Raw genomic sequence first — 24492 nt, forward strand, 5'->3', positions numbered from 1 at the left:
GTGGTATGGCCGCTGCGGCCGGCGCGGCCAGACTCGGGTGGCGAATGCGCTATTCTACCCGCCCCGACCCCCTCCCTTGCCCGCCATGCGCCGTTTTCATCGCCTCGCCGTCATGCTGCCCGTGCTGTCCCTCCTGCTCCTGGCCGGCTGCGCCGCCCTGATGGGCTATGCGCACAAGCCCGAGGTGTCCCTGTCGTCCCTGCAGGTGGAAGGCATCACGCTGTTCGAGCAGCGCTTCCGCTTGCTGCTGCGGGTGCGCAACCCCAACGACCGGGACCTGGCCGTCGATGGCCTGGAATTCACCCTCGACCTGAACGGCGAGCCCCTCGCCCGGGGCCTGTCGGCGGAGGCGGTGACCGTGCCGCGCCTGGGTGAGGCCACCGTCACCGTGTTCGCCACCAGCGACCTGAACGGCTGGCTCAAGCAGTTCCGCAAACTCAAGCGTGACGGCGACGGCAATCTGCCGGAACGCCTGCCCTACCGGCTGAAAGGCACGGTCAGCAGCGGCAGCCTGGGGCGCATTCCGTTCACCCAGGACGGCGAGGTGCCGGTAGCCGCCCTGCTCAACGGGACGAAGCGCTAGGCCCGCTCCCTGCGCCACCGATCCAGGCGGCAATGGCGCCCACCACCTCGGCTTCCTTGCCGTTGTAGCCGTGGTAGGCCCAGGCTTCGCATGGGTCGCCCTGGCTGGAGCCGCCCTCCACCAGCAGCAGTTCGTGGCGTGGCGTGGCGCCGAGCTTGTCCATCAGGCGCGGCAGGTAGCCCGGGCTGCACAGCTTGCAGCCGTCGTCGCGGTGATGCACCACCAGCACCGGAATGGCCAGGGTGGACAGGTCCAGTTCCGGCACCGCCTGGCCGCGGGGATCGGTGAGGATCGACGAGGTCAGCACCAGCCCGTCCGGCCCGTCCGGTGGCGCCAGCCGGGTGGCCACGTAGGCGGCGGACTGGGTCCCCCGGCTGGTGCCCACCAGCCACACCGGCACCGGGCTGTGCCGGCGCAGCCAGGCGATCACCGCCCGGACGTCGGCGACGTGCTCGGCCGTTTGGCGAAAGCCCGTGAGAAACGGCGCCGACTGCCGGTCGGAAGGGGCGTCGAGCACCGCCACGTTGAAGCCCTGGGCGACAAACTGCGCCCGGGTGCGCACCAGGAAATTGCCGTTGCCCCATTTCATGCTGCCGTCGTCCAGCAGCTGCAGGCCGCCGTGGCCGCCGGCGAAGAGGATCACCGTGGCCCGGGCCTGGGCTGCGGGCAGGTAGAGAAATTTTTCGCTGACGCCGTCGCGGCTGGGAATTTCCACCACCGGCCCGGGGGGCGCGCTGGTCTGGGCGTGGAGGGGCGCAGCGGCGCCGAGCAGGGCGGCCAGGAGTACGCCGAGGCGAGGGGCAAGGACGGAGCGCAGCAGGGTGGGCAGAGGGGACATGGCGGCGGTCGGGCGGCGATGAGGCGGGACGCAGCGGAGAAGGGCGGAACGATGGATGCGGCGGAAGGTACAGAACCTTCTGGATAGGCACAATGCGCCGCCGCGGCGCCAACGGTCATGCGGGCATGATACGGTGTGCCACATACCTCGGCCCGAGCACATGGCATGGCCAAAGTCCGCGCCAGTATTGGATCTCCACGATACCCCCCTGGAAAACCGCGCCCCTGCTTGTTTTGCGGGCAGGCTGTCATGTGATTGAATAAACAAGCGGTTTTTCGTCTTATCCACAGGGTTGCCCACGGTTTTTGGGGACAAGCCCCGCCAGCCAGGAGAATCGTCCCATGCCGGACGCCGCCCCGCCCGAAACGCTTGCCACGCCCGCCACGCCCTCCCCGCTTTCCGGGCCGGCCCACGCCGCCACGGCCGAAGCGGTGCTGGCGGCCCTGGCCAGCGATCCGGCCCGGGGCCTGACGGCCGCCGAGGTCGAACTCCGGCGCACCCGTTTCGGCCCCAACCTGCTGCCCGAGGCGCCGCCCCTGCCCGCCTGGCGGCGCTTTCTCGCCCAATTCAACCAACCCCTGGTGCTGATCCTGATCGCCTCGGGGACCGTCACCGCCTTTCTCGGCGAATGGGTCGATTCCGGCGTGATTTTCGGCGTGGTGCTGGTCAACGCCATCGTCGGCTACCTGCAGGAAGCCAAGGCGGTGGATGCCCTGGCCGCCCTGCGCCGCCTGCTGGCGGCCCACGCCCGGGTGGTGCGCGACGGCGTGCGGACCACCGTGGCCGGCGCCGATCTGGTGCCCGGCGACATCGTCCTGCTCGACGCTGGCGACAAGGTGCCGGCGGACCTACGCCTGATCGCCTGCCACGAGCTACACATCAACGAGGCCATGCTCACCGGCGAATCCCTGCCGGCGGCCAAGCACCCCGCCCCCCTGGCGGCGGACACCGGCCTGGCCGACCGCCTCAATCTGGCCTATTCCGGCACCCTGGTGACCCGGGGCACGGGACGCGGCGTGGTGGTGGCCACCGGCCGGGCCACCGAGACCGGCCGCATCTCCACCCTGGTGGCCGAGGCCGAGAGCCTGGACACCCCGTTCACACGCAAGATCGCCCGCTTCAGCACCCGTCTGCTGTGGTTGATCCTGGCCCTGGCCGGGCTGACCTTCGCCGTCGGCGTGGCCCGGGGCCAGCCGGCGGTGGACATGTTCATGGCCGCCGTGGCCCTGGCCGTGGGCGCCATTCCCGAAGGCCTGCCGGCGGCGGTCACCGTGGTGCTGGCCATCGGCGTCAAGCGCATGGCGGCGCGCCGGGCCATCGTGCGCAAGCTGCCGGCGGTGGAAACCCTGGGCGGCGTCACCGTCATCTGCTCGGACAAGACCGGCACCCTGACCCAGAACGCCATGACCGTCCAGGCCATCTGGGCCGGGCGGCGCTTCTACGCGGTGAGCGGCGGCGGTTACGCGCCCCACGGCGACATCCGTCCGGATGAGGCGGGGGATGCCGCCCCGCCACCCGCCGCCTCCGCCGACCCCATCGCTCCCGCCGCCGCAACTCCGCTCTCGCTGCCACTGCCGCTCCCGGGCGCCCTCGGCCAGACCCTGCTCGCCGGCCTGCTTTGCAACGACGCCACCCTGGCCGAGGTGGACGGTCGCTGGCAGGTAAACGGCGACCCCACCGAAGGGGCGCTCCTCGCCGCCGCCGGCAAGGCCGGCCTGGGGGCGGCGGAACTGCGCCGCCACCCGCGCCGCGACGTGCTGCCCTTCGATTCCCAGCGCCAGTACATGGCTACCCTGCACCCGGTGGCGGGGGAGCATGAGGGGCACGACGGCCATGGCCGCCATGCCCTGTACGTGAAGGGCGCGGCGGAGCGCCTCGCGCCCCATTTCACCGCCTGGCTCGACCCCGACGGCAATGAGCGGCCCTGGGACGCCGCCGCCGCTCGGAACTTTGCCGCCGCCCTGGCCCGGCTGGCCGGCCAGGGCCTGCGGGTGCTGGCCTTTGCGCGCAAGGCCCATGACCTCGGCGATGCGGTGGGGGAGGTCGGCCCTGCCCTGGACCATCGCCAGGTGGCCGGCGGGCTGGTGCTGCTGGGCCTGCAAGGCATGATGGACCCGCCCCGGCCCGAGGCGGCCCGGGCCGTGGCCGCCTGCCGCCAGGCCGGGGTCCAGGTGAAGATGATCACCGGCGACCACGCCCTGACCGCCGCGGCCATTGCCCGCCGGCTCGGTCTGACGGTGCCGGAAGAGGAGGCGACAGGGGCAGCGGTAGGGGATTCCGCACCGGGCGAGGCGCCCCGCCAGGCCTACAGCGGGGCCGAATTGGCGGCCCTGGACGACGCCGCCTTCGCCCAGGCGGCGCGGCAGTGCCACGTCTTCGCCCGGGTCGAGCCGGCCCAGAAGGTGCGCCTGGTAACGGCCCTGCAAGCGGCCGGCGAGGTGGTAGCGATGACCGGCGACGGGGTCAACGACGCCCCGGCGCTGAAGGCAGCCGACATCGGCGTGGCCATGGGTGAGGGCGGCACCGAGACCGCCCGGGACGCCGCCGACATGGTGCTCACCGACGACAACTTCGCCACCATCGTGGCGGCGGTGGAAGAGGGCCGGGGCGTGTTCGACAACCTGACCAAGTTCGTGGTGTGGACCCTGCCCACCAACCTGGGCGAAGGCCTGGTACTGGTGGTGGCCATCGTCGCCGGCCTGGCCATTCCCATCACCCCCCTGCAGATCCTGTGGATCAACATGACCACGGCGGTGCTGCTCGGCCTGACCCTGGCCTTCGAACCCATCGAGGCCGGGGTGATGGCCCGCCCGCCGCGCCACCCGGAGCGGGGGCTGGTGGACCGGGTGCTGGTGGTGCGTATCCTGGTGGTGGGGCTGCTGCTGGTGGCGGGCAGCTTCCTCGTCTTCAACGGGAAGCTGGCCTCCGGCGGCACCCTGGCCGAGGCCCGCACCCTGGCGGCCAACCTGTTCGTGCTGGGTGAAACGGCCTACCTGTTCAACTGCCGCTCCCTGCATCAGGCCCCCTGGCGGGTGCCCCTGTTCGGCAACCCCTGGTTGTGGGCCGGCGTCGGGCTGATGCTCGCCCTCCAGGCCGCCTTCACCCACCTGCCGCTGATGAACCGCCTGTTCGGCACGGCCCCCCTGTCCCTGGCCGAATGGGGCCTGGTGGCCGGCCTGTCCCTGGTCGTGTTCGTGGTGGTGCTGGGGGAGCGCTGGTGGGGGCGGCTGGGGACGGCCAAGGGCGGGGCGTAATCCCGATTTTCGGGGTGGGGCGCGTCCGGCCCCCCCCGCCGTTACTGCTTTAGCGGTACACCGGATGGCGCCGGCACAGGGCCACCACCTGCTCCCGCACCCGGGGCGCCACCTGGGCGCTGGTGCCGCATTCCAGGGCGTCCAGCACGTCGCACAGCCAGCCCGCCAACTGCTCGCATTCCGCCACGCCGAAGCCCCGGGTGGTGACGGCCGGGGTGCCGATGCGCAGCCCGGAGGTGACGAAGGGGGAGCGCGGGTCGTTGGGCACCGAGTTCTTGTTGGCGGTGATCCAGGCTTCGCTGAGGGCCGCGTCCGCGTCCTTGCCGGTGTAGGGCTTGGCCGACAGGTCGATCAGCATCAGGTGGTTGTCGGTGCCGCCGGAGACGATCCCGTAGCCGCGCCGTTGCAGCACGGCGGCCATGGCCCGGGCATTGGTCACCACCTGGCGCTGGTAGGCGGTGAACTCGGGGGCCAGGGCTTCCTTGAAGGCCACCGCCTTGGCGGCGATGACGTGCATCAGCGGGCCGCCCTGGATGCCGGGGAACACCGCCGAGTCGAGCTTCTTGTAGAACTCCTCGCCCTGACCCTGAGACAGGATGAGGCCGCCCCGGGGGCCCCGCAGAGTCTTGTGGGTGGTGCTGGTGACCACGTGGGCGTGGGGCAGGGGATCGGGGTATTCGTCGGCCGCCACCAGCCCCGCCACGTGGGCCATGTCCACCCAGAAGAGGGCGCCGGCCTTGTCGGCGATGGCGCGCATGCGCGCCCAGTCCTTGTGCCGGGAGTAGGCGGAAAAGCCGCCGATGAGCAGCTTGGGCCGGGTCTTCAGGGCGATGCGCTCCATCTCGTCGTAGTCGATCAGCCCGGTGGCCGGGTCGAGACCGTAGGGGACGATGCGGTAGTGGCGGCCGGAGAAGTTGGACGGGTTGCCGTGGGTCAGGTGCCCGCCCTGGGCCAGGTTCATGCCCATCACCGTGTCGCCCGGATTGACCAGGGCGAGAAAGACCGCGGCGTTGGCCTGGGCGCCGGCATGGGGCTGGACGTTGGCGTAGTCGCAGCCGAACAGGGCCTTGGCCCGTTCGACGGCCAGGCGCTCGGCCACGTCCACGTGGGCGCAACCGCTGTAGTAGCGCTTGCCCGGGTAGCCCTCGGCGTACTTGTTGGTGAACACCGAGTCCTGCACGGCCATCACCAATGGGCTGGCGTAGTTCTCGGAGGCGATCAGTTCGGCGTGGTCTTCCTGGCGGCGGGCTTCGCCGGCGATGGCCTCGGCCAGTTCGGCGTCGAAGTCCTTGAGTTCAGCCAGGATGGCGGAGTGGTCGTGCATGGTGATGCTCCCTGAAGTGTCGGGATGGTCGGATGGTTTATGCGCCGGCAACGGGGTCGGTGCGGCGGGTGGGGAAGGTCGGGGCCGGCATCCGCTCACGGGACGCCATTGGTAGGCCAGTAGTGGCTGTCCGGCAGAGTGCGGGCGCCGAAGATGGCCTGGCCGATGCGTACCACGGTGGCGCCTTCCTCGATGGCGATCTCGAAGTCGCCGGACATGCCCATGGACAGCTCGTCCAGGCCGATGCCGGCGGGGGCGTCCTGGCGCAGCAGGTCGCGCAGCTGGCGCAGCAGCGCGAAGCAGGCGCGCACCCGGGCCGCTTCGGCCGAGAACAGGGCCAGGGTCATCAGGCCACGCACGCGCAGGGCGCCAAAGGCGGGCAGGGCGCGCAGGAAAGCGGCGGCCTCCTGCGGCGCCAGGCCGTACTTGCTGGCCTCGCCGGAGGTGTTGATCTGAACGAACACGTCCAGCCCGCGCCCCTCGGCTTGCAGGCGACGGTCCAGGGCCTCGGCCAGGCGCAGGCTGTCCAGGGCTTGGAATTCGCTGGCGAAGCGCGCCACCCGCCGGGCCTTGTTGGTCTGCAGGTGGCCGATGACCGACCCGCGCAGGTCCGCCAGGTCGGCCAGGGCTTCCCATTTACACTGGGCTTCCTGCACCTTGTTTTCGCCGAGCTGGCGGCAGCCCGCGGCGTAGGCCAGACGCAGGTGGGCTGCGTCGAAGGTCTTGCTCACCGGCAGCAGGCGCACCTCACCGGGGTCGCGGCCGGCGCGCCGGCAGGCGGCGGCGATGCGCTCCCGGACCGCCGCCAGGTTGTGCTTAAAGTCGGCGACGCTGTCGGCCCTGGGGTAGCGGCCGTGCCGCTCGTGCCAGGTCGGCGTACTGGACGTTGCAGGCGCTCCGGACGTTACCGACGTATCGGGCGGCGCAGGCCGCGGGGTGGGCATCACTTGACCCTCCCGCCGCTGGCGGCAGGTTCGGCAACGAGTGGCATGGCTGGTCCGGCCGCCGGTTTGTGGTTCGGTTGATGGCCCGGCGGGCGGCGCGGCAGGCTGCCGTTGAGCGCCGCGTAGGCAACCAGGCCGATCAGCAGCCCCCAGAAGGCGCCGCCGATGCCGAGCAGCTTGATGTTGGCGGCAGCGGCCAGGAAGGTGATCAGGGCGGCTTCCCGAGACTTGGCGTCGGCCATGGCGTTGGCCAGGCTGCCGCCGATGGTGCCGAGCAGGGCGAGCCCGGCCAGGGTGGTGATGAAGGTGGCGGGAAAGGCCATGAACACGGCGGCCAGGGTGACGCCGAAGACCCCGACCAGGATGTAGAAGGTGCCCGCGGCGATACCGGCGATCCAGCGCTTGGCCGGGTCTTCGTGGGCCTCCTTGCCGGTGCAGATCGCCGCCGTGATCGCGGCGATGTTGAAGGCGTGGGAGCCGAACGGCGCCATGAGCAGGGAGCCCAGGCCGGTGACGGTGACGATCGGGTTGGCGCTGGTCGTGAAGCCGTCGTTGCGCAGCACCAGCATGCCGGGCATGTATTGCCCGGTCAGGGTGATCAGGAACAGGGGCAGGGCGACGCTGAGCAGGGCGTTGAGGGAGAAGGCCGGGACGGTGAACACCGGGGCGGCGAGGCGCAGTTCCAGGCCCGATAGGTCGACGCGTCCCTGAAGGAGCAGGAAGGCCAGCCCCAGGGTGAGGATGCCCACTACGGCGTAGCGGGCGGTGAAGCGCTTGAGGACGACGTAGGCGACGATCAGTAGGCCGGCGAGCAGCGGGTCCACGCTCATGCCGCCGAAGGCGCTGATGCCGAATTGCAGCAAGATGCCCGCCAGCAGCCCCGCGGCGATGCCCGGCGGGATCAGTCGGATGACCTTCTCGAAATAGCCCGACAGGCCGAGCAGGACGAAGGCGGCGGCCGAGATCAGGTAGGCACCCACCGCCTCGGCGTAGGGCGTGGTGGCCAGGGCTGTGACCAGGAAGGCGGCGGCAGGCGTGGACCAGGCGGTGATGATCGGCTCCCGGGCCACCCAGCTGAGGAAGAGGCCCGTGATCCCCACGCCGATCGACACCGACCACACCCACGAGGCGGTCAGTTCCGGGCTCAGGCCGGCCACCTTGGCGGCCTGGAAGACCAGGATGAAGGTGCCGCCGTAATTGACGATGACCGAGATCAGGCCGGCCACGACCGGGTGGGTGAGATCGCCGAGGCGCAGGGAGGGAGGTGGGTGGGAGGACGGCATGGGTAGGCTCCTTGAAGGCCCGGCGCTTGACCTGGGCTTGAAGCCGATTTATACGGCGTAAATGGCCGGATGTTCCCCGCCACTTTTTTCAAGGTGTACCTGCCAATTGTTCAAGCATTCCCAGCTCGAATCGGTCAAAGCCTGGCTGGCCGACCCCGCCCAGGCGGCGTTGCCGCTGCACGCCCGCATCCAGCGCGCCATCCGCCAGTTGATCCTGGACGGCGCTCTCGGCGTGGGCAAGCCGCTGCCGGCTTCCCGCGCCCTGGCGGCGTCCCTGGGCGTCTCCCGTGACACGGTGGAGGCGGCCTACGGCCAGTTGCACGCCGAAGGCTTCATCGAGCGGCGGGTAGGCAGCGGCAGCTTCGTTTCGGAAATGGCCCAGCGCGCACCCAGCCGGGGGCAATTGCGCCGCCGCGAGTCGTCGCACGTCCAGGGGCCAACGCTCAGCCAGCGCGGCGCCGCCATGTTCAAGGGCGGCGGCGTGCGTGACTTTCTGGCACCGCGCCCGTTCGCCCCTGGCGTGCCGGAGACCCGCAGTTTTCCCTTGTCGACCTGGGAGCGCCTGGAGCGGCAGGTGTTGAAGGAATATGGCTATCGGGCCCTGCAGCATAGCGATCCCCAGGGCATGGCGCCGTTGCGGCGGGCCATCGCCGACTACGTCAACCTGGAGCGCGGCGCCCATGCCAGCGCCGAGCGGGTGCTGGTGCTGACCAGCTCGCAGCAGGCCATGACGCTATGCGCCAACGTGCTGTTCGATGCCGGCGACCGCATCTTCATCGAGGATCCGGGCTACCACGGGGCGCGCCGGGCCTTCGATGCGGCTGGTCTGGAGTGCGTGCCCATCCCGCTCGACGCCCAGGGCATCCTGGTCGAGCGTTTGCGCGCCGATCCCCGTTCGGCCAAGGCCGTCTCCCTGACGCCCTCGCACCAGTTCCCCACCGGTGCCACCCTGGCGCTGGATCGGCGCCTGGCGTTGATCGACTGGGCGGAGCGGCAGCAGGCCTGGATTATCGAGGACGACTACGACAGCGAGTTCCACTACGCCGGCAAACCGACGGCTTGCGTGCAGGGGCTGGACCCCCACGAGCGGACGATCTACATCGGCACCTTCACCAAGTCCCTGTTCCCTGGGCTGCGCATCGGCTACCTGGTCTTGCCGCGTGCCCTGGTGGCGCCGATGACCGTGGCGCGCACCCTGCTCGACGGGCACAGCGCCTCGATCGCCCAGTTGACCCTGGCCCGTTTCATCGACGGCGGTCACTTCGGTGCCCACGTGCGCGCCATGCGCAGCGTCTATGGCGAACGGCTGGCGACGCTGGTCCGCCTGGTGCGTACCCATCTGGCCGGCTACGTCGAACCCCGGGTGCCCATTGGCGGTTTGCAGATGCCTTGCGTGCTGACCTGCGACATTCCGGAGCAGGAGGTCATCAGTGCCGCACGCCGGGTTGGCCTTGATTTGATGGGGCTGACCGGGCTCCATGCGGCGGAGCCCCGGCAGGCCGGCTTCCTGCTGGGATTTGCAGCCTATACCCCCGATGAGCTGGAAGCGGCAGTCAAAACCCTGATCGGTGTGTTCCAAGCGATGCAACGTTGATGCGCCGTTGGTGGCACGGCACATAGTGTTGGCGCAACGGCGAATCGACTAATCGACTAATTCCCGGCGCTCCCGGAGCGCAGCGATCGGAATGCCCGTCGGAGGCTGCTGTTCCGGAGCTGAGTGCGGAATGCGGGGCGACGCCCATGGCGCGGCCGGCGGTTCAGTTCACTGCGGGGATTCCGTGGTGCCGTTGTCTGCGGGCTTGACCGCACCGTCATCCAACTCGATACCCCAGTCACCGTGCAGGTACCAGTCGTCGCCGATCATCTCGGCCGGATGCAGGGTCCGCCCTGAGCCGTTGCCGCATTGCAGTGAGTCGGCCGGGCAGTATTTGTCGCAGCCCCAACAGATCCGCTCCGGGTGCTTGGGGTGCAGGGGGAATTTCTTGGCCATGGTCAGGCCTCCATCATGGAGGGCGTCGCTTTTGGCGGCGCCACGCAAGATCAAGCCGAACCAGCGCCGGGGGAACCTTCAGGTAGCGCCGCGCGGCGTTGGACGGTATATACCTGAGCAGATTACTCGGCTATTGCCCCAAGCGTTTGATGGCGATCAAAAACGTGCCATTGCGCCTGTCACTTTCGCTCGCAAGGGCGTGGTGGGCGGGCAAAAAAAAGAGGCGGGGGAGCGTCCCCCGCCTCTGGCGGCTTGATCAGGCTACAGGCTCGGGCAATGTGCCCCAGGTCTCAGTGCTTGGCCGGTGTGTGGCTCTTGGCCGGAATGAGCAGGCTGGCGATCACCGACAGGACGAGTAGGCCGCCCACGGCGCCCAGGGACAGGGCCACCGGCATGTGGAAGAAGTCGACGATCAGCATCTTCACGCCGATGAAGGCGAGCACCGCGGCCAGGCCGTACTTGAGCAGGTGGAAGCGGGCGGCCATGTCAGCGAGCAGGAAGTACAGCGCCCGCAGACCGAGGATGGCGAAGATGTTGGAGGTCATGACGATGAACGGGTCGGTGGTGATGGCGAAGATGGCCGGAATCGAATCCACGGCGAAGATCACGTCGGTGATGCCGATCAGCACCACCACCACGAACAGGGGCGTGAACCAGCGTTCGCCGTTCCTGGTCACCGCCAGCTTGGCACCGTCGTACTGGGGCAGCAGCTTGAGGTGGCCGCGCATCCAGCGCAGGATCGGGTTCTTTTCCAGGTCCGGCTCGTGCTCGCCGCCGAAGGCCATCTTGGCGCCGGTAAACAGCAGGAAGGCGCCGAAAACGTAGAGGATCCAGCTGAACCGGGCGATCAGCCAGGCGCCCACCAGGATCATGATGGCGCGCAGCACCACCGCGCCGATGACGCCCAGGATGAGGGCCTTCTTCTGCTGTTCCGCCGGTACGGCGAAGGCCGTGAACAACATGAGGAAGACGAAGATGTTGTCCACCGACAGGGATTTTTCGATCAGGTAGCCGGTGAGGAATTCACCGGCCTTCTGGTTCGCCAGTTCCCGGCCGCCGTGGGTGTCCAGCCAGAACCAGAGGAAGGCGCAAAAGGCCATCGCCAGGCCGACCCACAGGGCGGACCAGGCCAGGGCCTGCTTGATGGTGACGGCGCGGGAGCCTTTGCGCTCGACCGCCAGCAGGTCCACTAGGATGGCGACGATGACGAAGACGACGAAGCCGCTCCACCACCAGACGTTGCCGATGCTCGTTTCCATGATTGTGCTTTCGGAATGTGGGCGAAAATTAGGGGAGGGTTACCAGTGGCTGCGCGGATCGTCGATGCGGCGGGCGTCGCCGTCGATGACCCGGCTCCGCGGCGCGCCGCTGGCTGCGTTACCCGTCGGAGTGCCCCGGCGGGCGCGGGCCATGGCCGGCTCGGCGCCATGGGGCGTGGTCACCACCGGGGTGAGGCGGCGCAGGAGCGAGACGATCAGCTTGCTGGCCAGGCGCAGCGAAGCGCGGGTTAGGGCAGAGCGCAGGGGGCGCAGGAGGGTATGGAGGGAGAACATGGGCTTCCTTTCGCAAGTGAGTCGGAGCGACCCTGCCGGCCTGGGATCGGGAGATCCGAATGGTCAACGAAAAAGACCTTTGCCGGGCGGCAAAGGTCTCGCTTGCGAAGGGCCGGGGCAAGGTTGGACTGGTGTTACCAGTTACTTGTCGCGACTCGCCCGCCGGGCCGGGCATCTGACGGGTCAGATGCCGTATTGACGACTTCGGCGGTACAGCTACTCCCCTTTGTGGGTTGCGGAGCTAACTGTACGGGCCGCCGTCGCTGCGGTCAAGCCCGGGTCAGGGAGTGCTGGCTGGGCGGTCGTCCGGCGCGCTGCCCGTGCCACCTCAAACGGTCTGCTGCAGCGGGTGGCGGGCCAGGGCTTCGCCGTCCCAGGTCAGGTACTCGCCCCGGGCCGTGCCGTCGGCCTCGTGCCAGTCGGCCAGCACCCAGCGTTGGGTGTGGATGCCGTCCACGATGTGGTCGTGGGTGGCGGGGCGATGGGTATGGCCGTGGATCACCGTGGCGTAGCCGTGGCTGCGGATGAAGTCGTCGGTGGCGCCCGGATTCACGTCCATCAGGTATTCGGCGCTGGTGCCGGCCTTTTCCGCCTTGCCGGCCTCGCTCTGGGCGCGCAGCCCCATGGCGATGGCGATGCGCTCCTGCAAGGGCTTGGCCAGGAAGGCGGCTTGCCATTGCGGGTTGCGCACCTGGGCGCGGAAGGCCTGGTAGGGCAGGTCGTCGGTGCACAGGGCGTCGCCGTGGGTGAGCACGAACTGCCATTCCGGGGTGGACAGCACGTAGGGGTCGGGCAGCAGGGTCACCCCGGTTTCCGCGGCGAAGACCTCGCCCACCAGGAAGTCCCGGTTGCCGTGGAGGAAAGCGATGGCCAGGCCGGCGTCGCTGGCCGCGCGCAGCCAGGCTTTCACCTGGCGGCTGACCGGGTCCATGCCGCCGTCGTCGCCGACCCAGGCTTCGAAGAAGTCGCCCAGGATGAACAGGCGCTCGGCCTGCCGCGCCGGGCCGTTCAGGTAGTCGCCGAAGAGGCGGACCAGGCCGGGGGTGGCGGGGGAGAGGTGCAGGTCGGAGATGAAGTGGAGCATGGCGGCGGATGCGGGATCGGGTAGTTGGGGTCTGGATGGAAAAACGCTCCCGGCCGAGTGCCTCGGGGCGGGAGCGTCGCGTCTTGCGGTGAAGCCGGGGCTTAGACCACTTCGGCCTTGGTGATCACCACGTCTTCCACCGGCACGTCCTGGTGGAAGCCGGAGCGGCCGGTCTTGACGCCCTTGATCTGATCCACCACGTCGGTGCCTTCGACCACCTTGCCGAACACGGCGTAGCCCCAGCCGTTGGCGTTGGGGGCGGTGTGGTTGAGGAAGTCGTTGTCGGCAACGTTGATGAAGAACTGGGCGGTGGCGGAATGGGGATCGCTGGTGCGGGCCATGGCCAGGGTGTACTTGTCGTTCTTCAGGCCGTTCTGGGCTTCGTTCTGGATCGGGGCCTGGGTCGGCTTCTGCTTCATGCCCGGCTCGAAACCGCCGCCCTGGATCATGAAGCCGTTGATGACGCGGTGGAAGATGGTGTTGTCGTAGTGACCGGATTCCACGTAGGCGATGAAGTTCTTGGCGGATTCGGGGGCCTTTTCCGCGTCGAGTTCGATGCCGATGACGCCGAAATTGGTGTGCAGCTTGATCATGGTGGTCCTTTCGGGGTGGGGCGGGCCCTGGCCGGTGGCGGCCGTGGGGGCGTCGCCCCGAGTGGGGTTGGAATTGTTGTGTGTTTGGTTGTGTGTTCGGTGGGGGGTTACTTCTTGGCCGGCGGAGCATCGGCCGGGGCCGGCAGCACCTTGACCGACTGGATCACCACCGGCTGCAGCGGCACGTCCTGGAAGTAGCCCTTGTTGCCGGTCTGCACCTTGGCGATCTTCTGCACCACGTCCAGGCCCTGGGTCACCTTGCCGAATACAGCGTAGCCCCAGCCGTCGCGGCTCGGGTAGTTGAGGGGAGCATTGTCCACCAGGTTGATGAAGAACTGGGCGGTGGCCGAATGGGGGTCATTGGTGCGGGCCATGGCCAGGGTGCCGACGGTGTTCTTCAGGCCGTTCTTGGCCTCGTTCTCGATCGGTGCCCGGGTCGGTTTCTGGCTCATTTCCGGGGTGAAGCCGCCGCCCTGGATCATGAAGCCGTCGATGACGCGGTGGAAGACGGTGCCGTTGTAGAAACCGTCGTTGGCGTACTGGAGGAAGTTGGCCGTCGATTTGGGCGCCTTGTCGGCGTACAACTCGGCGACGATCTTGCCCTGGTTGGTCTGAATTTCGACGAAGGGATTGGCGGCGAGGGCGGCCACGGAAACCAGGGTGGCGGCAACGCCAAGCAGGATGCGCTTCATCAGGGACTACCTCCGGAGAGTAAGGCGGGATGCGGGGTTTGCGGGGCCCTGCCTGGAGATCAAGGCAGGGCGCGGGGTTTGGCTAGGGGAGTGGCTGCCGATGGTTCAGGCAGCCCCTTCGTAGATGATCTTCCAGGCCCCGTCCTCGCGGATCCAGTACTGGCGCTTGCGCGAGGTCTGGTTCACGTTGTTGCTGCGGTAGTCCTGGGCAAAGGTCACCACCACCATCTCGTCCTTGCCCGGGTTGCGGAACATGGAAACGTTGGAAATGCCGACCTTGATCCACTCCTTGCTCTCGTTGACCTGGCGCTTTTGCTGGGCGAAGGCAGCGTAGCTCTGGCCATCGCCCTGGAAGCGGCGCGAGTAGTGGCGCAGGAAACGCTCGGTGTCGCGGCTTTCCCAGTCGTTGCGCCAGGAGTCCATGGTGCGGTTGAGTTCGGAGCGTTCCTTGGCCCAGTCGTCGATGGAGGTCCATTCCACCGAGGGGCTGATGATCACCGGCGTCAGGCCGATCTGCAGGTTCTTGGCCAACTGGTTGAGGTCGGTGTTGGCCAGCACCACGCAGCCGTCGGAAGCCTTGGGCGGGCGGGAGAAGGTGTCGGACGGCGTGCCGTGCAGCCAGATGCCGTGGCCGCTTTTGCCGTTGCGCTTGTCCCACTCGTTCGGGTAGTTGATCGGGAAGGCGCCGCTGCCGTAGAAATCGCCGATCTTGCGCGGCTCCAGGGACGAGGTGACGTGATAGACGCCGATCGGGGTCTTCTTGTCGCCTTCCTTGCTCTTCTCGGCGCCGAGCTTGCCCTGGGTGATGTAGTAGTCGGCGACGAAGTGGGGACGGCCCGACTTGGCGTCGTTCTCGTACAGGTAGAGGCGCGACTTCTGGGTATCGACGACGATGGCGTAGCGCTGATCCGACTGCAATTGCAGCAGGTAGCGCGGCACCACGTCGGCGTTGGGCTTTTGCCGGTAGGCCTTGAGCCGGGCGATGGCCTCGGCGCGCAGGTCGGCCACCTTGTCCGGCGGAGCGTTGCTGGCAGCGCCGAAGGCGTTGATCGGCCGGGTCCGGGCGAGCAGCAGGTCACCCTTGATCAGGTGGCCGAGGCGGAAATTGGGGTATTGCTTGAGCAGCACATCGGTCTGCTCCAGCGCCGCATCCAGCTTGCGCTGCTCGATGGCGGCGAAGATGCGGTTGAGCAGGGGCTCGGGGCCGGAATCCGAATAGCTGGGCGAATCGCTCGGCACGGCCTCGGCAGCGGAGGCTGCTTTCGTGGCGGCAGGGGCCGCCGGCTTGTCGGCGCGGTGGGACGGGGCGGCATCGACGCTGGCGGACAGCAGTTGGGCAGCGAGCAGGGCGGCGCCGACGAGGGGCACCGCCAAGGGGTGAGGCGTGAAACGACGTGCAGGACGTACAGCTGGGGAGGACATTAGCTACCTACGCGCTCCTGTTGGATCAACCAGCGGCTGCCGCTCTTGGTCAGGACCAGAACCTTGGCGGCGGAGGACTTGAGGGTGGCCGACTTGTAGTTCTGGCGGAAGCGCACGGTGGCCTTGTCGCCCTGGAAGGACACTTTGATGTCGTCGACACCGACCTGGATCTGGCCGGGTTTGTTGATGCGGCTGGCGCGCTCGGCTTCCCAGTCCTTGCGTTTTTGCCCGTTCGGCACCTGGAAGTCGCTGGCGTAGGCGGCCAGGTAGCCCTTCACGTCCTTGCGGCTCCAGGCGCTTGCCCAGGCTTGCACGGCCTTGGTCACGGCGGCTTCGTCGCCGCCGGCCTTGGGTTCGTCGGCCTTCTTCTCTTCGGCCTTGGCCGGCTTGGCTTCAACCGGCTTTTCCACTTTTTCCGCCTTCTCTGCCGGCTTTTCCAGCACCTTCGGGGGCGGCGCGACCGGAGCCGTAGCGACCGGGGCAGGCGCCACGGCGGGCTTGGCCGGTTCAGGGGCGCGGGCATTTACCGTCGGTGCGGCGCCGGTGGTGGCCGAAACGGCCGGGGCGGCGGTAGCGGCAGGGGCTGCCGCCGGGGCGGGACGACTGCCCGGGCGACCCGAGGTGCTGATCAGTTCGCGGATCAGGGACAGCTTGGTCTGGGCGCCGGCATTGGACGAATCCAGCTGCAGGGCCTTGTCGTAGGCCTGGCTGGCCAGTTTGGAATAGACGTCACCCAGGTTCTCGTGGGCGGTGGCGTAGGCCGGGTGGGTGCGGATCGCCATTTCCAGGGCGGTGCGGGCCTTGTCGTACTGCTTCTGCTGGGCGTACAGCACCGCCAGGTTGTTGTAGGGCTCGGGCAACTCCGGGTAATCCTCGGTGAGGCGCTGGAAGACGACGATGGCGTCGGCCGGGCGGTTCATCTCGGTCAGGATCAGGCCCTTAGTGAAACGGCCCTGGGCATCCTTGGGGCGGGTGGCGATGTAGGCATCGACCCGTTCCAGGGCTTGGGAATACTGCCCCTGCTTGATCAGGCGCTGGATATCCGGCAGCGAATCCGCACCGGTCGGCCCGTTTGCCCAAGCCTGGGGCATGGCGACGCAGAGGGAAGCGGCGATGGCCAGGGTCGACAGAACCGGGCGCAGGGAGGCTGAGATACGGAGCGGGGAAAAGCGCTGAAGGCCAGTAGTGGCACGGGTTTGCGAGGGATGGAGGCGCATCGTTGTGCTATACTCGGCGGGTTTCTCGTTGAATGGGTGCCGCAGTCGGCAGACGTTCGGCCACGCTGGGGCGAACGCTCAAAAAAATCCCGCCGATTTTACCAAGAAAACGATTGCCGAGGGCGCCCCGGGACAGCGGGGAGCCGCCCCGGGTTCCCGTGTATTGCCGGCTTTCTTCCGCCGCTGCCGTTTTTTTGCCACACCTGGCTTTTTAAGGTCCGTCCATGCTGAAAATCTACAACTCCCTCGTCCGGGAAAAGCAGGAATTTCACCCCATCGAACCCGGCAAGGTGAGGATGTACGTCTGTGGCATGACCGTCTATGACTACTGCCACCTGGGCCACGCCCGGGTGCTGGTGGTGTTCGACATGGTGCGGCGCTGGCTGCGCGCGTCGGGCTACGACGTGACCTACGTGCGCAACATCACCGATATCGACGACAAGATCATCAAGCGGGCGGTGGAGAACGGCGAGACCATCCGCCAGCTCACCGACCGCTTCATCGCCTACATGCACGAGGACGCCGATGCCCTGGGGGTGGAGCGTCCCGACCACGAACCCCGCGCCACCCAGTTCGTGCCTCAGATGCTGTCGATGATCGGCACTCTGGAAGAAAAGGGGCTGGCCTACCAGGCCAGCGGCGGCGACGTGAACTACGCAGTGCGCAAGTTCCCCGGCTACGGCAAGCTGTCCGGCAAGTCCCTGGACGATCTGCGCGCCGGCGAACGGGTCGAGGTGCAGGCCGACAGCGGCAAGCACGATCCCCTCGACTTCGTGTTGTGGAAGCACGCCAAGGCCGAGGAACCGGCCGAGGTGAAGTGGGCCTCCCCCTGGGGCGAGGGCCGTCCTGGCTGGCACATCGAGTGTTCGGCGATGAGCTCGTCCCTGCTCGGTACCCACATCGACATCCACGGCGGCGGCCAGGACCTGCAGTTCCCCCACCACGAGAACGAGATCGCCCAGAGCGAGGGCGCCCACGGCCACGGCTTCGTCAATTACTGGATCCACAACGGCTTTGTGCGGGTGGACGACGAGAAGATGTCCAAGTCCCTGGGCAACTTCTTCACCATCCGCCAGGTGCTGGAGCAGTACGACCCGGAAGTGGTGCGCTTCTTCATCCTGCGCGCCCACTACCGCAGCCCGCTCAATTACTCCGACGCCCACCTGGACGATGCCCGGGGCGCCCTGACCCGGCTGTACACCGCCCTGCGTGGGGTGGAGGCGGCCGCCGGCGGGGTGGATTGGAACGAGGCCCACGCCCAGCGTTTCAAGGCGTCCCTGGATGATGACTTCGGCACCGCCGAGGCCATGGCCGTGCTGTTCGACCTGGCCAACGAGCTGAACAAGACTCGGTCCCCCGAAACCGCACGCCAGCTGAAGGGTTTGGGCGCCGTGCTCGGCCTGCTGCAGCGCGATCCGCTGGAATTCCTGCAAGGCGGCCCGGTGGCCGAGGAAGGCTACGCCGCCGAGCGCATCGAGGCCCTCATCCAGGCCCGGGCCGAGGCGAAGAAAGCGAAGAACTTTGCCGAGTCCGACCGCATCCGCGACGAACTGAAGGCGGCCGGCGTGCTGCTTGAAGACGGCCCCGGGGGGACTACCTGGCGCCGCGCCTGACGCATCGCCAGACGACAGTAACGACAACGGCCCCGCAGTGGCACTGACACTGCGGGGCCGTTTCGTTGACCGATGATGGGCCGGTCGTGTTGTCCGGGGGGGCGATTACTGAATGAACTGGCCGTCGCCGCGCAGGATCGACAGGTCGATGAAGGCTGAGCCGCTGTGCTGGCCGGGGCGGAAGTCGATGGTGTAATCGCCCAGGTCGAATTGGCGCAGGTTCTCCAGGGCCGCGATGAACTTGCCGCGGGTCAGGTCCTTGCCGCTGCGGCGCAGGCCTTCGACCAGCACCCGGGCGGCGATGTAGCCCTCCAGGGAGGCGTGGTGGGGTTCGCCATTACCCAGGGCGTCCCGGTACTGGCGAACTACGCCGCTGCCCCGGCTCCAGGGTGAGGGCACCACCTGGGCGATGACGATGCCGGCGGCGTTGCCGCCCAGCTCACGGCGCAGCAGGGCGGCGCTCGCCACCGACAGGCCAAAGAATTGGGGCGGATTACCAGCCTTCTGGTATTCGCGCACCACCGCCACGGTCCCCTGGCCTGCTGTGGCCAGCACCACTGCGGCCGGATCGGTCAGGCGCAGCGCGGCCACCGTGGCCCGGGCGTCGAGATTGATCGGGTCGATCGCCGCCACGGCCGTGGGTTTGAGCTTGAAGCGGGCCATGGCGTCTTCGAAGCTCTTCTGTCCGGCCTTGCCGAAGTTGTCGTTCTGGTAGGCGAGGGCAATACGCTGGATGCCCAGGGTGACCAGATGCTCGACGATCTTGTTCATTTCGTTGCCGTAGCTGGGGCGCAGGTGAAACAGCACCGGGCTTGGCTTGCTGCGCAGGACGTCAGCGCCGCTATAGGGGGCGAGGAAGGGGCTGCCGGCCTTTTCCGCCAGGGGCAGGGCGGCCAGGGTCGAGCCGGTACCGGCATAACCGAACAGGGCGAAGGCCTGGTGCTCCTGCAGCAGCTTGCGGGTGTTCTCCTCGGCCCGTTTCGGGTCGTAGGCATCGTCCAGGGTGACCAGTTGGATGCGCCGTCCGTTCACACCCCCTTTGCCATTGACCTGGTCCAGGTAGAGCCGGATGCCCCTCGTGTACTGGATGCCGTTTTCCTCCATGGGGCCGGACAGCACTACCGATTGACCGATGACGACGGTGTCGGTGCCGACACCCGGTTCTGCCGCAGCATGCAGTGGCAACAGCGTGGACATCAGCAGTACGGCCAGACCGACCCGCTGGAAAAAGCCGGGGGGGTGAGAATTTTGGGCAAATAACGACATGTTTCCTCCTCTGACTATTCTTCTCCCGGCCGGAAACGGCCGGGGTGGGCCCTAGCTAGTTTACTTAAAATTCTTAAATATAGAATTTATTTTGTATTGAGGAATTTTGGTTAAATACTTGGCGAAACCGGGCGGCGAAAAAAAACCGCCGCACCAGGGTGCGGCGGTTTCAGGAGGCGTGTGGGGGTTAGCGCAACACCCGGCCACCACTGCCGATCACGGTCAGGTCCACATAGCGCGAGCCGCCGTGGTCGTTGGGGGAAAACCCGACCCGATAGCCGCCCAGATCGTAGTTGCCCAGGCTTTCCAGGGTGGTCACCAGCTTTTCCCGGGTCAGATCCTTGCCTTGCTTGCGCAGTGTTTCCACCAGCAGCTTGGCGGTGATGTAGGCCTCGATGCCGTAATAGGAATACTTGGCCTGTTGTTTGCCCATCAGGCGCTGGTACTCGCGCACCACCGGGGTGGCTTCGTTCCACGGATAGGGCATCACCTGGGAAATGCCGATGCCCCGGGCGTCGTTGCCCAGTTCTTGCACCAGCAGATCGGCCCCTACCGGCGAGAGGGTCATGAACTGGGGGTTCTGGTCGATCTTGCGCATCTGCCGGACGAATTCGGCGGTGGGCTTGTACAGGGTCACCATCACCACGGCCTGGGCGCCGACCTTGGAAATGGCCTGGACAGCCTTGCTTACGTCCACCGAGTTGCGCTCCACCGTGCCCACCGCCGACGGGGTCAGCTTGTGCTTCTTCAAGGCGGCGATCACCCCGTCCAGTCCGGACTTGCCGAAACCGTCGTTCTGGTAGAACACGGCGATGTTGGTCAGGCCCAGGGAGACCAGTTGGGTGACGATGGCCTCGGTTTCCTGGGCGTAGCTGGCTCGCACGTTGAACATGTAGCGATTCACCGGGGTGCGCAGGGAGTCGGCGCCGGAGATGGTGCCGATCAGGGGCACCTTGGCGGCGGAAAACACCTCCATGGCGGCGGTGGTCGGCGACGAGCCGTAGAAGCCGAGCAAGGCGAAGACCTTCTTGTCGTCGATCAGGGCGCGGGTATTGGCCACCGCCCGGTCGGTTTCGTAGCCATCGTCCAGGGCCACCAGTTCGAGCTTGCGGCCACCGACGCCGCCCGCCTTGTTCACCTGGTCGAAATAGGCTGAGATGGTTTCGCGCATCTCCTGACCGTAGGCGCCGTTCGGGCCGGAAAAGGGCGAGGACATGCCAAGCAGGATCGAGGTATCGGTGACCCCGGTTTCCGCCACCGCGGCGGTGCCGGCCAGGGTGGCGAACAGACAGCCGACGAGTGATGCCGCCGTGCGAAGCCATTTCATGAGGTTGTCTCCCGAGTGTAATTGACCGCTAATGGAAGCGGGCAGAATGGGCGTCGCACCTGACGCGGAGCTTACAAGGGCGGGGGCGCGGTCGGGCGGCCGCCGGCGCCGGATTCGAGGGACGGTGCCTCCGGCCATCGAAGACGCAGCGCTGCGGGCGCTGGGGATAAAAGAAAAACCGGCCGCGAGGGCCGGTTTTCAGATGCTGCAGTAGGGTAGGGCTTGGGGGCGGACTTACTCGCTGAAGAAAGCCTTGACCTTGTCCATCCACGACTTGGTACGTGGATTGTGTTTGTCGCCACCTTCGCCCATGGTCCCTTCGAACTCCTTGAGCAGTTCCTTCTGCTTGTCGGTCAGGTTCACCGGGGTTTCCACCACCACATGGCACATCAGGTCGCCGTGAGCGTGGCTACGCACCCCCTTGATGCCCTTACCGCGCAGGCGGAACACCTTGCCGGTCTGGGTCTCGGCGGGGATCTTGATCTTGGCCGCCCCGTCCAGGGTGGGGATCTCGATTTCGCCGCCCAAGGCCGCGGTGGTGAACGAGATCGGCATTTCGCAATGCAGGTCGTCATGGTCGCGCTGGAACACCGGGTGGGCCTTGAGGTGGATCTGCACGTACAGATCCCCCGGGGGGCCACCGTTGACGCCGTGCTCGCCCTCGCCGGAGAGGCGGATACGGTCGCCCTCGTCCACGCCGGCGGGGATTTTCACCGCCAGGGTCTTGTGCTTCTTCACCCGACCGGCGCCGTGGCAGTCGTTGCACGGATCGGCGATGTAGCGGCCGGTGCCGTGGCACTTCGGGCAGGTCTGCTGGATGGAGAAGAAGCCCTGCTGCAGACGCACCTGGCCGCTGCCCTGGCAGGTGGGGCAGGTCTGGGGCTGGGTGCCCTTCTTGGCGCCGGAGCCGTGGCAGGTGTCGCATTCCTCCATGGTGGGGATGCGGATCTTGGTTTCGGTGCCGTGGGCGGCCTGCTCCAGGGAGATTTCCAGGTTGTAGCGCAGGTCGGCGCCGCGGTAGATGTTGGAACGGCCACCGCCGCCGCCTCGGCCACCGCCAAAGATCTCGTCGAAGATGCCGCCGAAGGCATCGCCGAAGCCGCCGAAGCCGGCTCCGCCGCCGCCCATGCCGGCCTGGGGATCGACCCCGGCGTGGCCATACTGGTCGTAGGCGGCACGCTTTTGCGCGTCGGAGAGGATTTCGTAGGCCTCCTTGGCCTCCTTGAATTTTTCTTCCGCCGATTTATCGTCCGGGTTGCGGTCCGGATGGTGCTTCATGGCCAGCTTGCGGTAGGCCTTCTTGATCTCGTCGTCGGACGCATCGCGGTTGACGCCGAGGATCTCGTAAAAATCGCGTTTGGACATGGCGGTCTGAGCAGTCAGAGGTAAGCGGCAATAAAGAGAGCCGGGGAACGGGACTGAAAGTAACGGCGAAGGGTGAGGGGGAGGGAATGCCCCTCGCGCCTCACCCTCCTGATCTCAGCGGATCGAGGTTACTTCTTGTCCTTCACCTCGGTGTACTCGGCGTCCACCACGTCGCCTTCGACCGTCTTTTCCTGCTGGGCGCCGGGCTGAGCACCGGCTGCACCTGCGGCACCCGCTTCACCCTGCTGCTGGGCGTACATCTTTTCGCCCAGTTTCTGGGAGGCTGCTGCCAGGGCCTGGGTCTTGGCTTCGATTTCGGCCTGGTCGCCACCCTTGATTGCGCCCTCGACTTCGCCGATGGCCTTCTCGATGGCTTCCTTCTCGCTGGCGTCGAGCTTGTCGCCGTACTCGGTGAGGGACTTCTTCACCATGTGCACCATGGAGTCGGCCTGGTTGCGGGCATCCGCCAGCTCATGGGCCTTCTTGTCTTCCTCGGCGTGGGCCTCGGCGTCCTTCACCATGCGCTGGATTTCCTCCTCGGACAGACCCGAGTTGGCCTTGATGGTGATCTTGTTCTCCTTGCCGGTGGCCTTGTCCTTGGCGGACACGTGCAGGATGCCGTTGGCATCGATGTCGAAGGTCACCTCGATCTGCGGCGTGCCGCGGGGCGCCGGGGGGATGCCTTCCAGGTTGAACTGGCCCAGGCTCTTGTTGCCGGCGGCCATTTCGCGCTCGCCCTGCAGCACGTGGATGGTCACGGCGCCCTGGTTGTCGTCGGCGGTGGAGAACACTTGGCTGGCCTTGGTCGGGATGGTGGTGTTCTTCTGGATCAGCTTGGTCATGACGCTGCCCAGGGTTTCGATACCCAGGGACAAGGGGGTCACGTCGAGCAGCAGCACGTCCTTGACGTCGCCTTTCAGCACACCGCCCTGGATGGCGGCGCCCACGGCCACGGCCTCGTCCGGGTTCACGTCACGGCGCGGTTCCTGACCGAAGAATTCCTTCACCTTGTCCTGGACCTTGGGCATGCGGGTCATGCCGCCCACCAGGATCACGTCGTGGATGTCGCTAACCTTGAGGCCGGCGTCCTTGAGGGCGACGCGGCAGGGCTCGATGGTGCGCTCGACCAGATCGTCCACCAGGGATTCCAGCTTGGCCCGGGTAAGCTTCATGGTCAGGTGCTTCGGGCCGGTGGCCGGGTCGAAGGCGATGAACGGCTCGTTGATCTCGGTCTGCTGGGAGGAGGACAGTTCCTTCTTGGCCTTTTCCGCGGCGGACTTGAGGCGCTGCAGGGCGAGCACGTCCTTGGACAGGTCCACGCCCTGTTCCTTCTTGAACTCGCCGACGATGTAGTCGATCAGGCGCTGGTCGAAGTCTTCGCCGCCCAGGAAAGTGTCGCCGTTGGTGGCCAGCACTTCGAACTGCATTTCGCCGTCGATGTCGGCGATCTCGATGATGGAGATGTCGAAGGTGCCGCCGCCCAGGTCATACACGGCGATCTTGGAGTCCTTGCCGCCGGCCTTGTCCATGCCGTAGGCCAGGGCGGCCGCGGTGGGCTCGTTGATGATGCGCTTGACTTCCAGGCCGGCGATGCGGCCGGCGTCCTTGGTGGCCTGGCGCTGGCTGTCGTTGAAGTAGGCGGGCACGGTGATGACGGCCTCGGTCACTTCTTCTCCCAGGTAGTCCTCGGCGGTCTTCTTCATCTTGCGCAGCACTTCGGCGGAAATCTGCGGCGGGGCCAGCTTCTGGTCGCGCACTTCGACCCAGGCGTCGCCGTTGTCGGCCTTCATGATCTTGTAGGGCATCAGGTTGATGTCCTTCTGCACTTCTTTTTCTTCGAAGCGGCGGCCGATCAGGCGCTTGACGGCGAACAGGGTGTTCTTGGGGTTGGTGACGGCCTGGCGCTTGGCCGGATCACCGCACAGAATCTCGCCTTCCTCGGTGTAGGCGACGATGGAGGGGGTGGTGCGCGCGCCTTCGGAGTTCTCGATGACCTTGGGGGTGCCGCCTTCCATGATGGCGACGCAGGAGTTGGTGGTACCCAGGTCGATACCGATGATCTTGCCCATGTTGGTTCCTTTCAATGAGGGGCGCGGTGTAGGCGGGGCGTGGGCCCTGGTGTTACACGCACGCGGTCAATACGA

General features: G+C 67.2%; 20 protein-coding genes. 4 read left to right on the forward strand and 16 right to left on the reverse strand.

Going from position 1 to position 24492, the window contains the following annotated elements; genetic code table 11:
- Positions 1–85: 85 nt before the first annotated feature.
- Complete coding sequence (locus OTERR_RS05335) at positions 86–583, forward strand: LEA/WHy family protein (protein WP_246154462.1); 498 nt, start codon at positions 86–88, stop codon at positions 581–583.
- Here OTERR_RS05335 and OTERR_RS05340 read toward each other — a convergent pair.
- Positions 564–1421, reverse strand: coding sequence for an alpha/beta hydrolase (locus OTERR_RS05340; RefSeq protein WP_149425079.1), 858 nt, complete (start codon positions 1419–1421; stop codon positions 564–566). The genes OTERR_RS05335 and OTERR_RS05340 overlap by 20 nt on opposite strands.
- A gap of 341 nt (positions 1422–1762) precedes the next feature.
- On the opposite strand from OTERR_RS05340, the gene OTERR_RS05345 reads away from it, so the two are divergent.
- The gene (locus OTERR_RS05345; protein WP_149425080.1) at positions 1763–4675 is read left to right on the forward strand and encodes an HAD-IC family P-type ATPase; all 2913 of its coding nucleotides are present in this window, start codon (positions 1763–1765) and stop codon (positions 4673–4675) included.
- A gap of 49 nt (positions 4676–4724) precedes the next feature.
- On the opposite strand, the gene glyA is transcribed toward OTERR_RS05345, so the two are convergent.
- The 3 genes from glyA to OTERR_RS05360 all read right to left on the reverse strand — a co-directional run bounded on the left by glyA (position 4725) and on the right by OTERR_RS05360 (position 8226).
- On the reverse strand, positions 4725–5999 hold the full coding sequence (glyA, locus tag OTERR_RS05350) for a serine hydroxymethyltransferase (protein ID WP_149425081.1): 1275 nt from the start codon (positions 5997–5999) through the stop codon (positions 4725–4727).
- A 95-nt stretch (positions 6000–6094) separates the two neighbouring features.
- Positions 6095–6943 (reverse strand): YggS family pyridoxal phosphate-dependent enzyme, encoded by an 849-nt coding sequence (locus OTERR_RS05355; protein ID WP_149425082.1) that lies wholly within the window; start codon positions 6941–6943, stop codon positions 6095–6097.
- Positions 6943–8226 (reverse strand): benzoate/H(+) symporter BenE family transporter, encoded by a 1284-nt coding sequence (locus OTERR_RS05360; RefSeq protein ID WP_223116006.1) that lies wholly within the window; start codon positions 8224–8226, stop codon positions 6943–6945. Before OTERR_RS05360 ends, OTERR_RS05355 begins: the two co-directional genes overlap by 1 nt.
- A gap of 106 nt (positions 8227–8332) precedes the next feature.
- On the opposite strand from OTERR_RS05360, the gene pdxR reads away from it, so the two are divergent.
- Positions 8333–9820, forward strand: a complete 1488-nt coding sequence (gene pdxR / locus OTERR_RS05365; protein WP_149425083.1) for a MocR-like pyridoxine biosynthesis transcription factor PdxR — start codon at positions 8333–8335, stop codon at positions 9818–9820.
- A 168-nt stretch (positions 9821–9988) separates the two neighbouring features.
- On the opposite strand, the gene OTERR_RS05370 is transcribed toward pdxR, so the two are convergent.
- The 8 genes from OTERR_RS05370 to OTERR_RS05405 form a co-directional block, all read right to left on the reverse strand.
- Positions 9989–10216, reverse strand: coding sequence for a DUF3079 domain-containing protein (locus OTERR_RS05370; RefSeq protein WP_054622376.1), 228 nt, complete (start codon positions 10214–10216; stop codon positions 9989–9991).
- 290 nt (positions 10217–10506) lie between these two features.
- A complete protein-coding gene (locus tag OTERR_RS05375) occupies positions 10507–11475 on the reverse strand; it encodes a TerC family protein (RefSeq protein WP_054622377.1) in 969 nt (322 codons plus the stop codon).
- A 39-nt stretch (positions 11476–11514) separates the two neighbouring features.
- On the reverse strand, positions 11515–11769 hold the full coding sequence (locus OTERR_RS05380) for a hypothetical protein (RefSeq protein ID WP_149425084.1): 255 nt from the start codon (positions 11767–11769) through the stop codon (positions 11515–11517).
- A gap of 328 nt (positions 11770–12097) precedes the next feature.
- Positions 12098–12853 (reverse strand): UDP-2,3-diacylglucosamine diphosphatase, encoded by a 756-nt coding sequence (locus OTERR_RS05385; protein WP_149425085.1) that lies wholly within the window; start codon positions 12851–12853, stop codon positions 12098–12100.
- Between the two features lie 101 nt (positions 12854–12954).
- Positions 12955–13446 carry a peptidylprolyl isomerase gene (locus tag OTERR_RS05390; protein ID WP_054622380.1) on the reverse strand — a complete coding sequence of 164 codons (492 nt, stop codon included), beginning with the start codon at positions 13444–13446 and terminating at the stop codon, positions 12955–12957.
- Between the two features lie 107 nt (positions 13447–13553).
- Positions 13554–14138: a peptidylprolyl isomerase gene (locus OTERR_RS05395; RefSeq protein ID WP_054622381.1), complete on the reverse strand. Its 585-nt coding sequence runs from the start codon at positions 14136–14138 to the stop codon at positions 13554–13556.
- A 105-nt stretch (positions 14139–14243) separates the two neighbouring features.
- Complete coding sequence (locus OTERR_RS05400; RefSeq protein WP_149425086.1) at positions 14244–15560, reverse strand: L,D-transpeptidase family protein; 1317 nt, start codon at positions 15558–15560, stop codon at positions 14244–14246.
- A complete protein-coding gene (locus OTERR_RS05405; protein ID WP_246154345.1) occupies positions 15560–16777 on the reverse strand; it encodes a nuclear transport factor 2 family protein in 1218 nt (405 codons plus the stop codon). Before OTERR_RS05405 ends, OTERR_RS05400 begins: the two co-directional genes overlap by 1 nt.
- A 224-nt stretch (positions 16778–17001) precedes the next feature.
- On the opposite strand from OTERR_RS05405, the gene cysS reads away from it, so the two are divergent.
- Positions 17002–18390 carry a cysteine--tRNA ligase gene (gene cysS, locus OTERR_RS05410; RefSeq protein ID WP_149425087.1) on the forward strand — a complete coding sequence of 463 codons (1389 nt, stop codon included), beginning with the start codon at positions 17002–17004 and terminating at the stop codon, positions 18388–18390.
- A gap of 105 nt (positions 18391–18495) precedes the next feature.
- Here the strand turns inward: cysS and OTERR_RS05415 are convergent, their stop codons facing one another.
- The 4 genes from OTERR_RS05415 to dnaK all read right to left on the reverse strand — a co-directional run bounded on the left by OTERR_RS05415 (position 18496) and on the right by dnaK (position 24417).
- Positions 18496–19587 carry an ABC transporter substrate-binding protein gene (locus OTERR_RS05415; RefSeq protein WP_187775313.1) on the reverse strand — a complete coding sequence of 364 codons (1092 nt, stop codon included), beginning with the start codon at positions 19585–19587 and terminating at the stop codon, positions 18496–18498.
- Positions 19588–19843: 256 nt separating this feature from the next.
- Positions 19844–20983 (reverse strand): ABC transporter substrate-binding protein, encoded by a 1140-nt coding sequence (locus OTERR_RS05420; protein WP_149425089.1) that lies wholly within the window; start codon positions 20981–20983, stop codon positions 19844–19846.
- Positions 20984–21217: 234 nt separating this feature from the next.
- Positions 21218–22348, reverse strand: coding sequence for a molecular chaperone DnaJ (gene dnaJ / locus OTERR_RS05425; RefSeq protein WP_054622386.1), 1131 nt, complete (start codon positions 22346–22348; stop codon positions 21218–21220).
- A gap of 128 nt (positions 22349–22476) precedes the next feature.
- Positions 22477–24417 (reverse strand): molecular chaperone DnaK, encoded by a 1941-nt coding sequence (gene dnaK / locus OTERR_RS05430; RefSeq protein ID WP_149425090.1) that lies wholly within the window; start codon positions 24415–24417, stop codon positions 22477–22479.
- Between the last annotated feature and the right edge of the window lie 75 nt (positions 24418–24492).

Origin of the sequence: Oryzomicrobium terrae (genome assembly GCF_008274805.1) — a bacterium.
In the GTDB taxonomy this organism is placed as follows: domain Bacteria; phylum Pseudomonadota; class Gammaproteobacteria; order Burkholderiales; family Rhodocyclaceae; genus Oryzomicrobium; species Oryzomicrobium terrae.

Coding starts and splice junctions, on each gene's coding strand:
- OTERR_RS05335 (WP_246154462.1), top strand. CDS start 86: ATGCGCCGTTTTCATCGCCTCGCCGTCATGCTGCCCGTGCTGTCCCTC.
- OTERR_RS05340 (WP_149425079.1), bottom strand. CDS start 1,421: ATGTCCCCTCTGCCCACCCTGCTGCGCTCCGTCCTTGCCCCTCGCCTC.
- OTERR_RS05345 (WP_149425080.1), top strand. CDS start 1,763: ATGCCGGACGCCGCCCCGCCCGAAACGCTTGCCACGCCCGCCACGCCC.
- glyA (WP_149425081.1), bottom strand. CDS start 5,999: ATGCACGACCACTCCGCCATCCTGGCTGAACTCAAGGACTTCGACGCC.
- OTERR_RS05355 (WP_149425082.1), bottom strand. CDS start 6,943: ATGCCCACCCCGCGGCCTGCGCCGCCCGATACGTCGGTAACGTCCGGA.
- OTERR_RS05360 (WP_223116006.1), bottom strand. CDS start 8,226: ATGCCGTCCTCCCACCCACCTCCCTCCCTGCGCCTCGGCGATCTCACC.
- OTERR_RS05370 (WP_054622376.1), bottom strand. CDS start 10,216: ATGGCCAAGAAATTCCCCCTGCACCCCAAGCACCCGGAGCGGATCTGT.
- OTERR_RS05375 (WP_054622377.1), bottom strand. CDS start 11,475: ATGGAAACGAGCATCGGCAACGTCTGGTGGTGGAGCGGCTTCGTCGTC.
- OTERR_RS05380 (WP_149425084.1), bottom strand. CDS start 11,769: ATGTTCTCCCTCCATACCCTCCTGCGCCCCCTGCGCTCTGCCCTAACC.
- OTERR_RS05385 (WP_149425085.1), bottom strand. CDS start 12,853: ATGCTCCACTTCATCTCCGACCTGCACCTCTCCCCCGCCACCCCCGGC.
- OTERR_RS05390 (WP_054622380.1), bottom strand. CDS start 13,446: ATGATCAAGCTGCACACCAATTTCGGCGTCATCGGCATCGAACTCGAC.
- OTERR_RS05395 (WP_054622381.1), bottom strand. CDS start 14,138: ATGAAGCGCATCCTGCTTGGCGTTGCCGCCACCCTGGTTTCCGTGGCC.
- OTERR_RS05400 (WP_149425086.1), bottom strand. CDS start 15,560: ATGTCCTCCCCAGCTGTACGTCCTGCACGTCGTTTCACGCCTCACCCC.
- OTERR_RS05405 (WP_246154345.1), bottom strand. CDS start 16,777: ATGCGCCTCCATCCCTCGCAAACCCGTGCCACTACTGGCCTTCAGCGC.
- cysS (WP_149425087.1), top strand. CDS start 17,002: ATGCTGAAAATCTACAACTCCCTCGTCCGGGAAAAGCAGGAATTTCAC.
- OTERR_RS05415 (WP_187775313.1), bottom strand. CDS start 19,587: ATGTCCACGCTGTTGCCACTGCATGCTGCGGCAGAACCGGGTGTCGGC.
- OTERR_RS05420 (WP_149425089.1), bottom strand. CDS start 20,983: ATGAAATGGCTTCGCACGGCGGCATCACTCGTCGGCTGTCTGTTCGCC.
- dnaJ (WP_054622386.1), bottom strand. CDS start 22,348: ATGTCCAAACGCGATTTTTACGAGATCCTCGGCGTCAACCGCGATGCG.
- dnaK (WP_149425090.1), bottom strand. CDS start 24,417: ATGGGCAAGATCATCGGTATCGACCTGGGTACCACCAACTCCTGCGTC.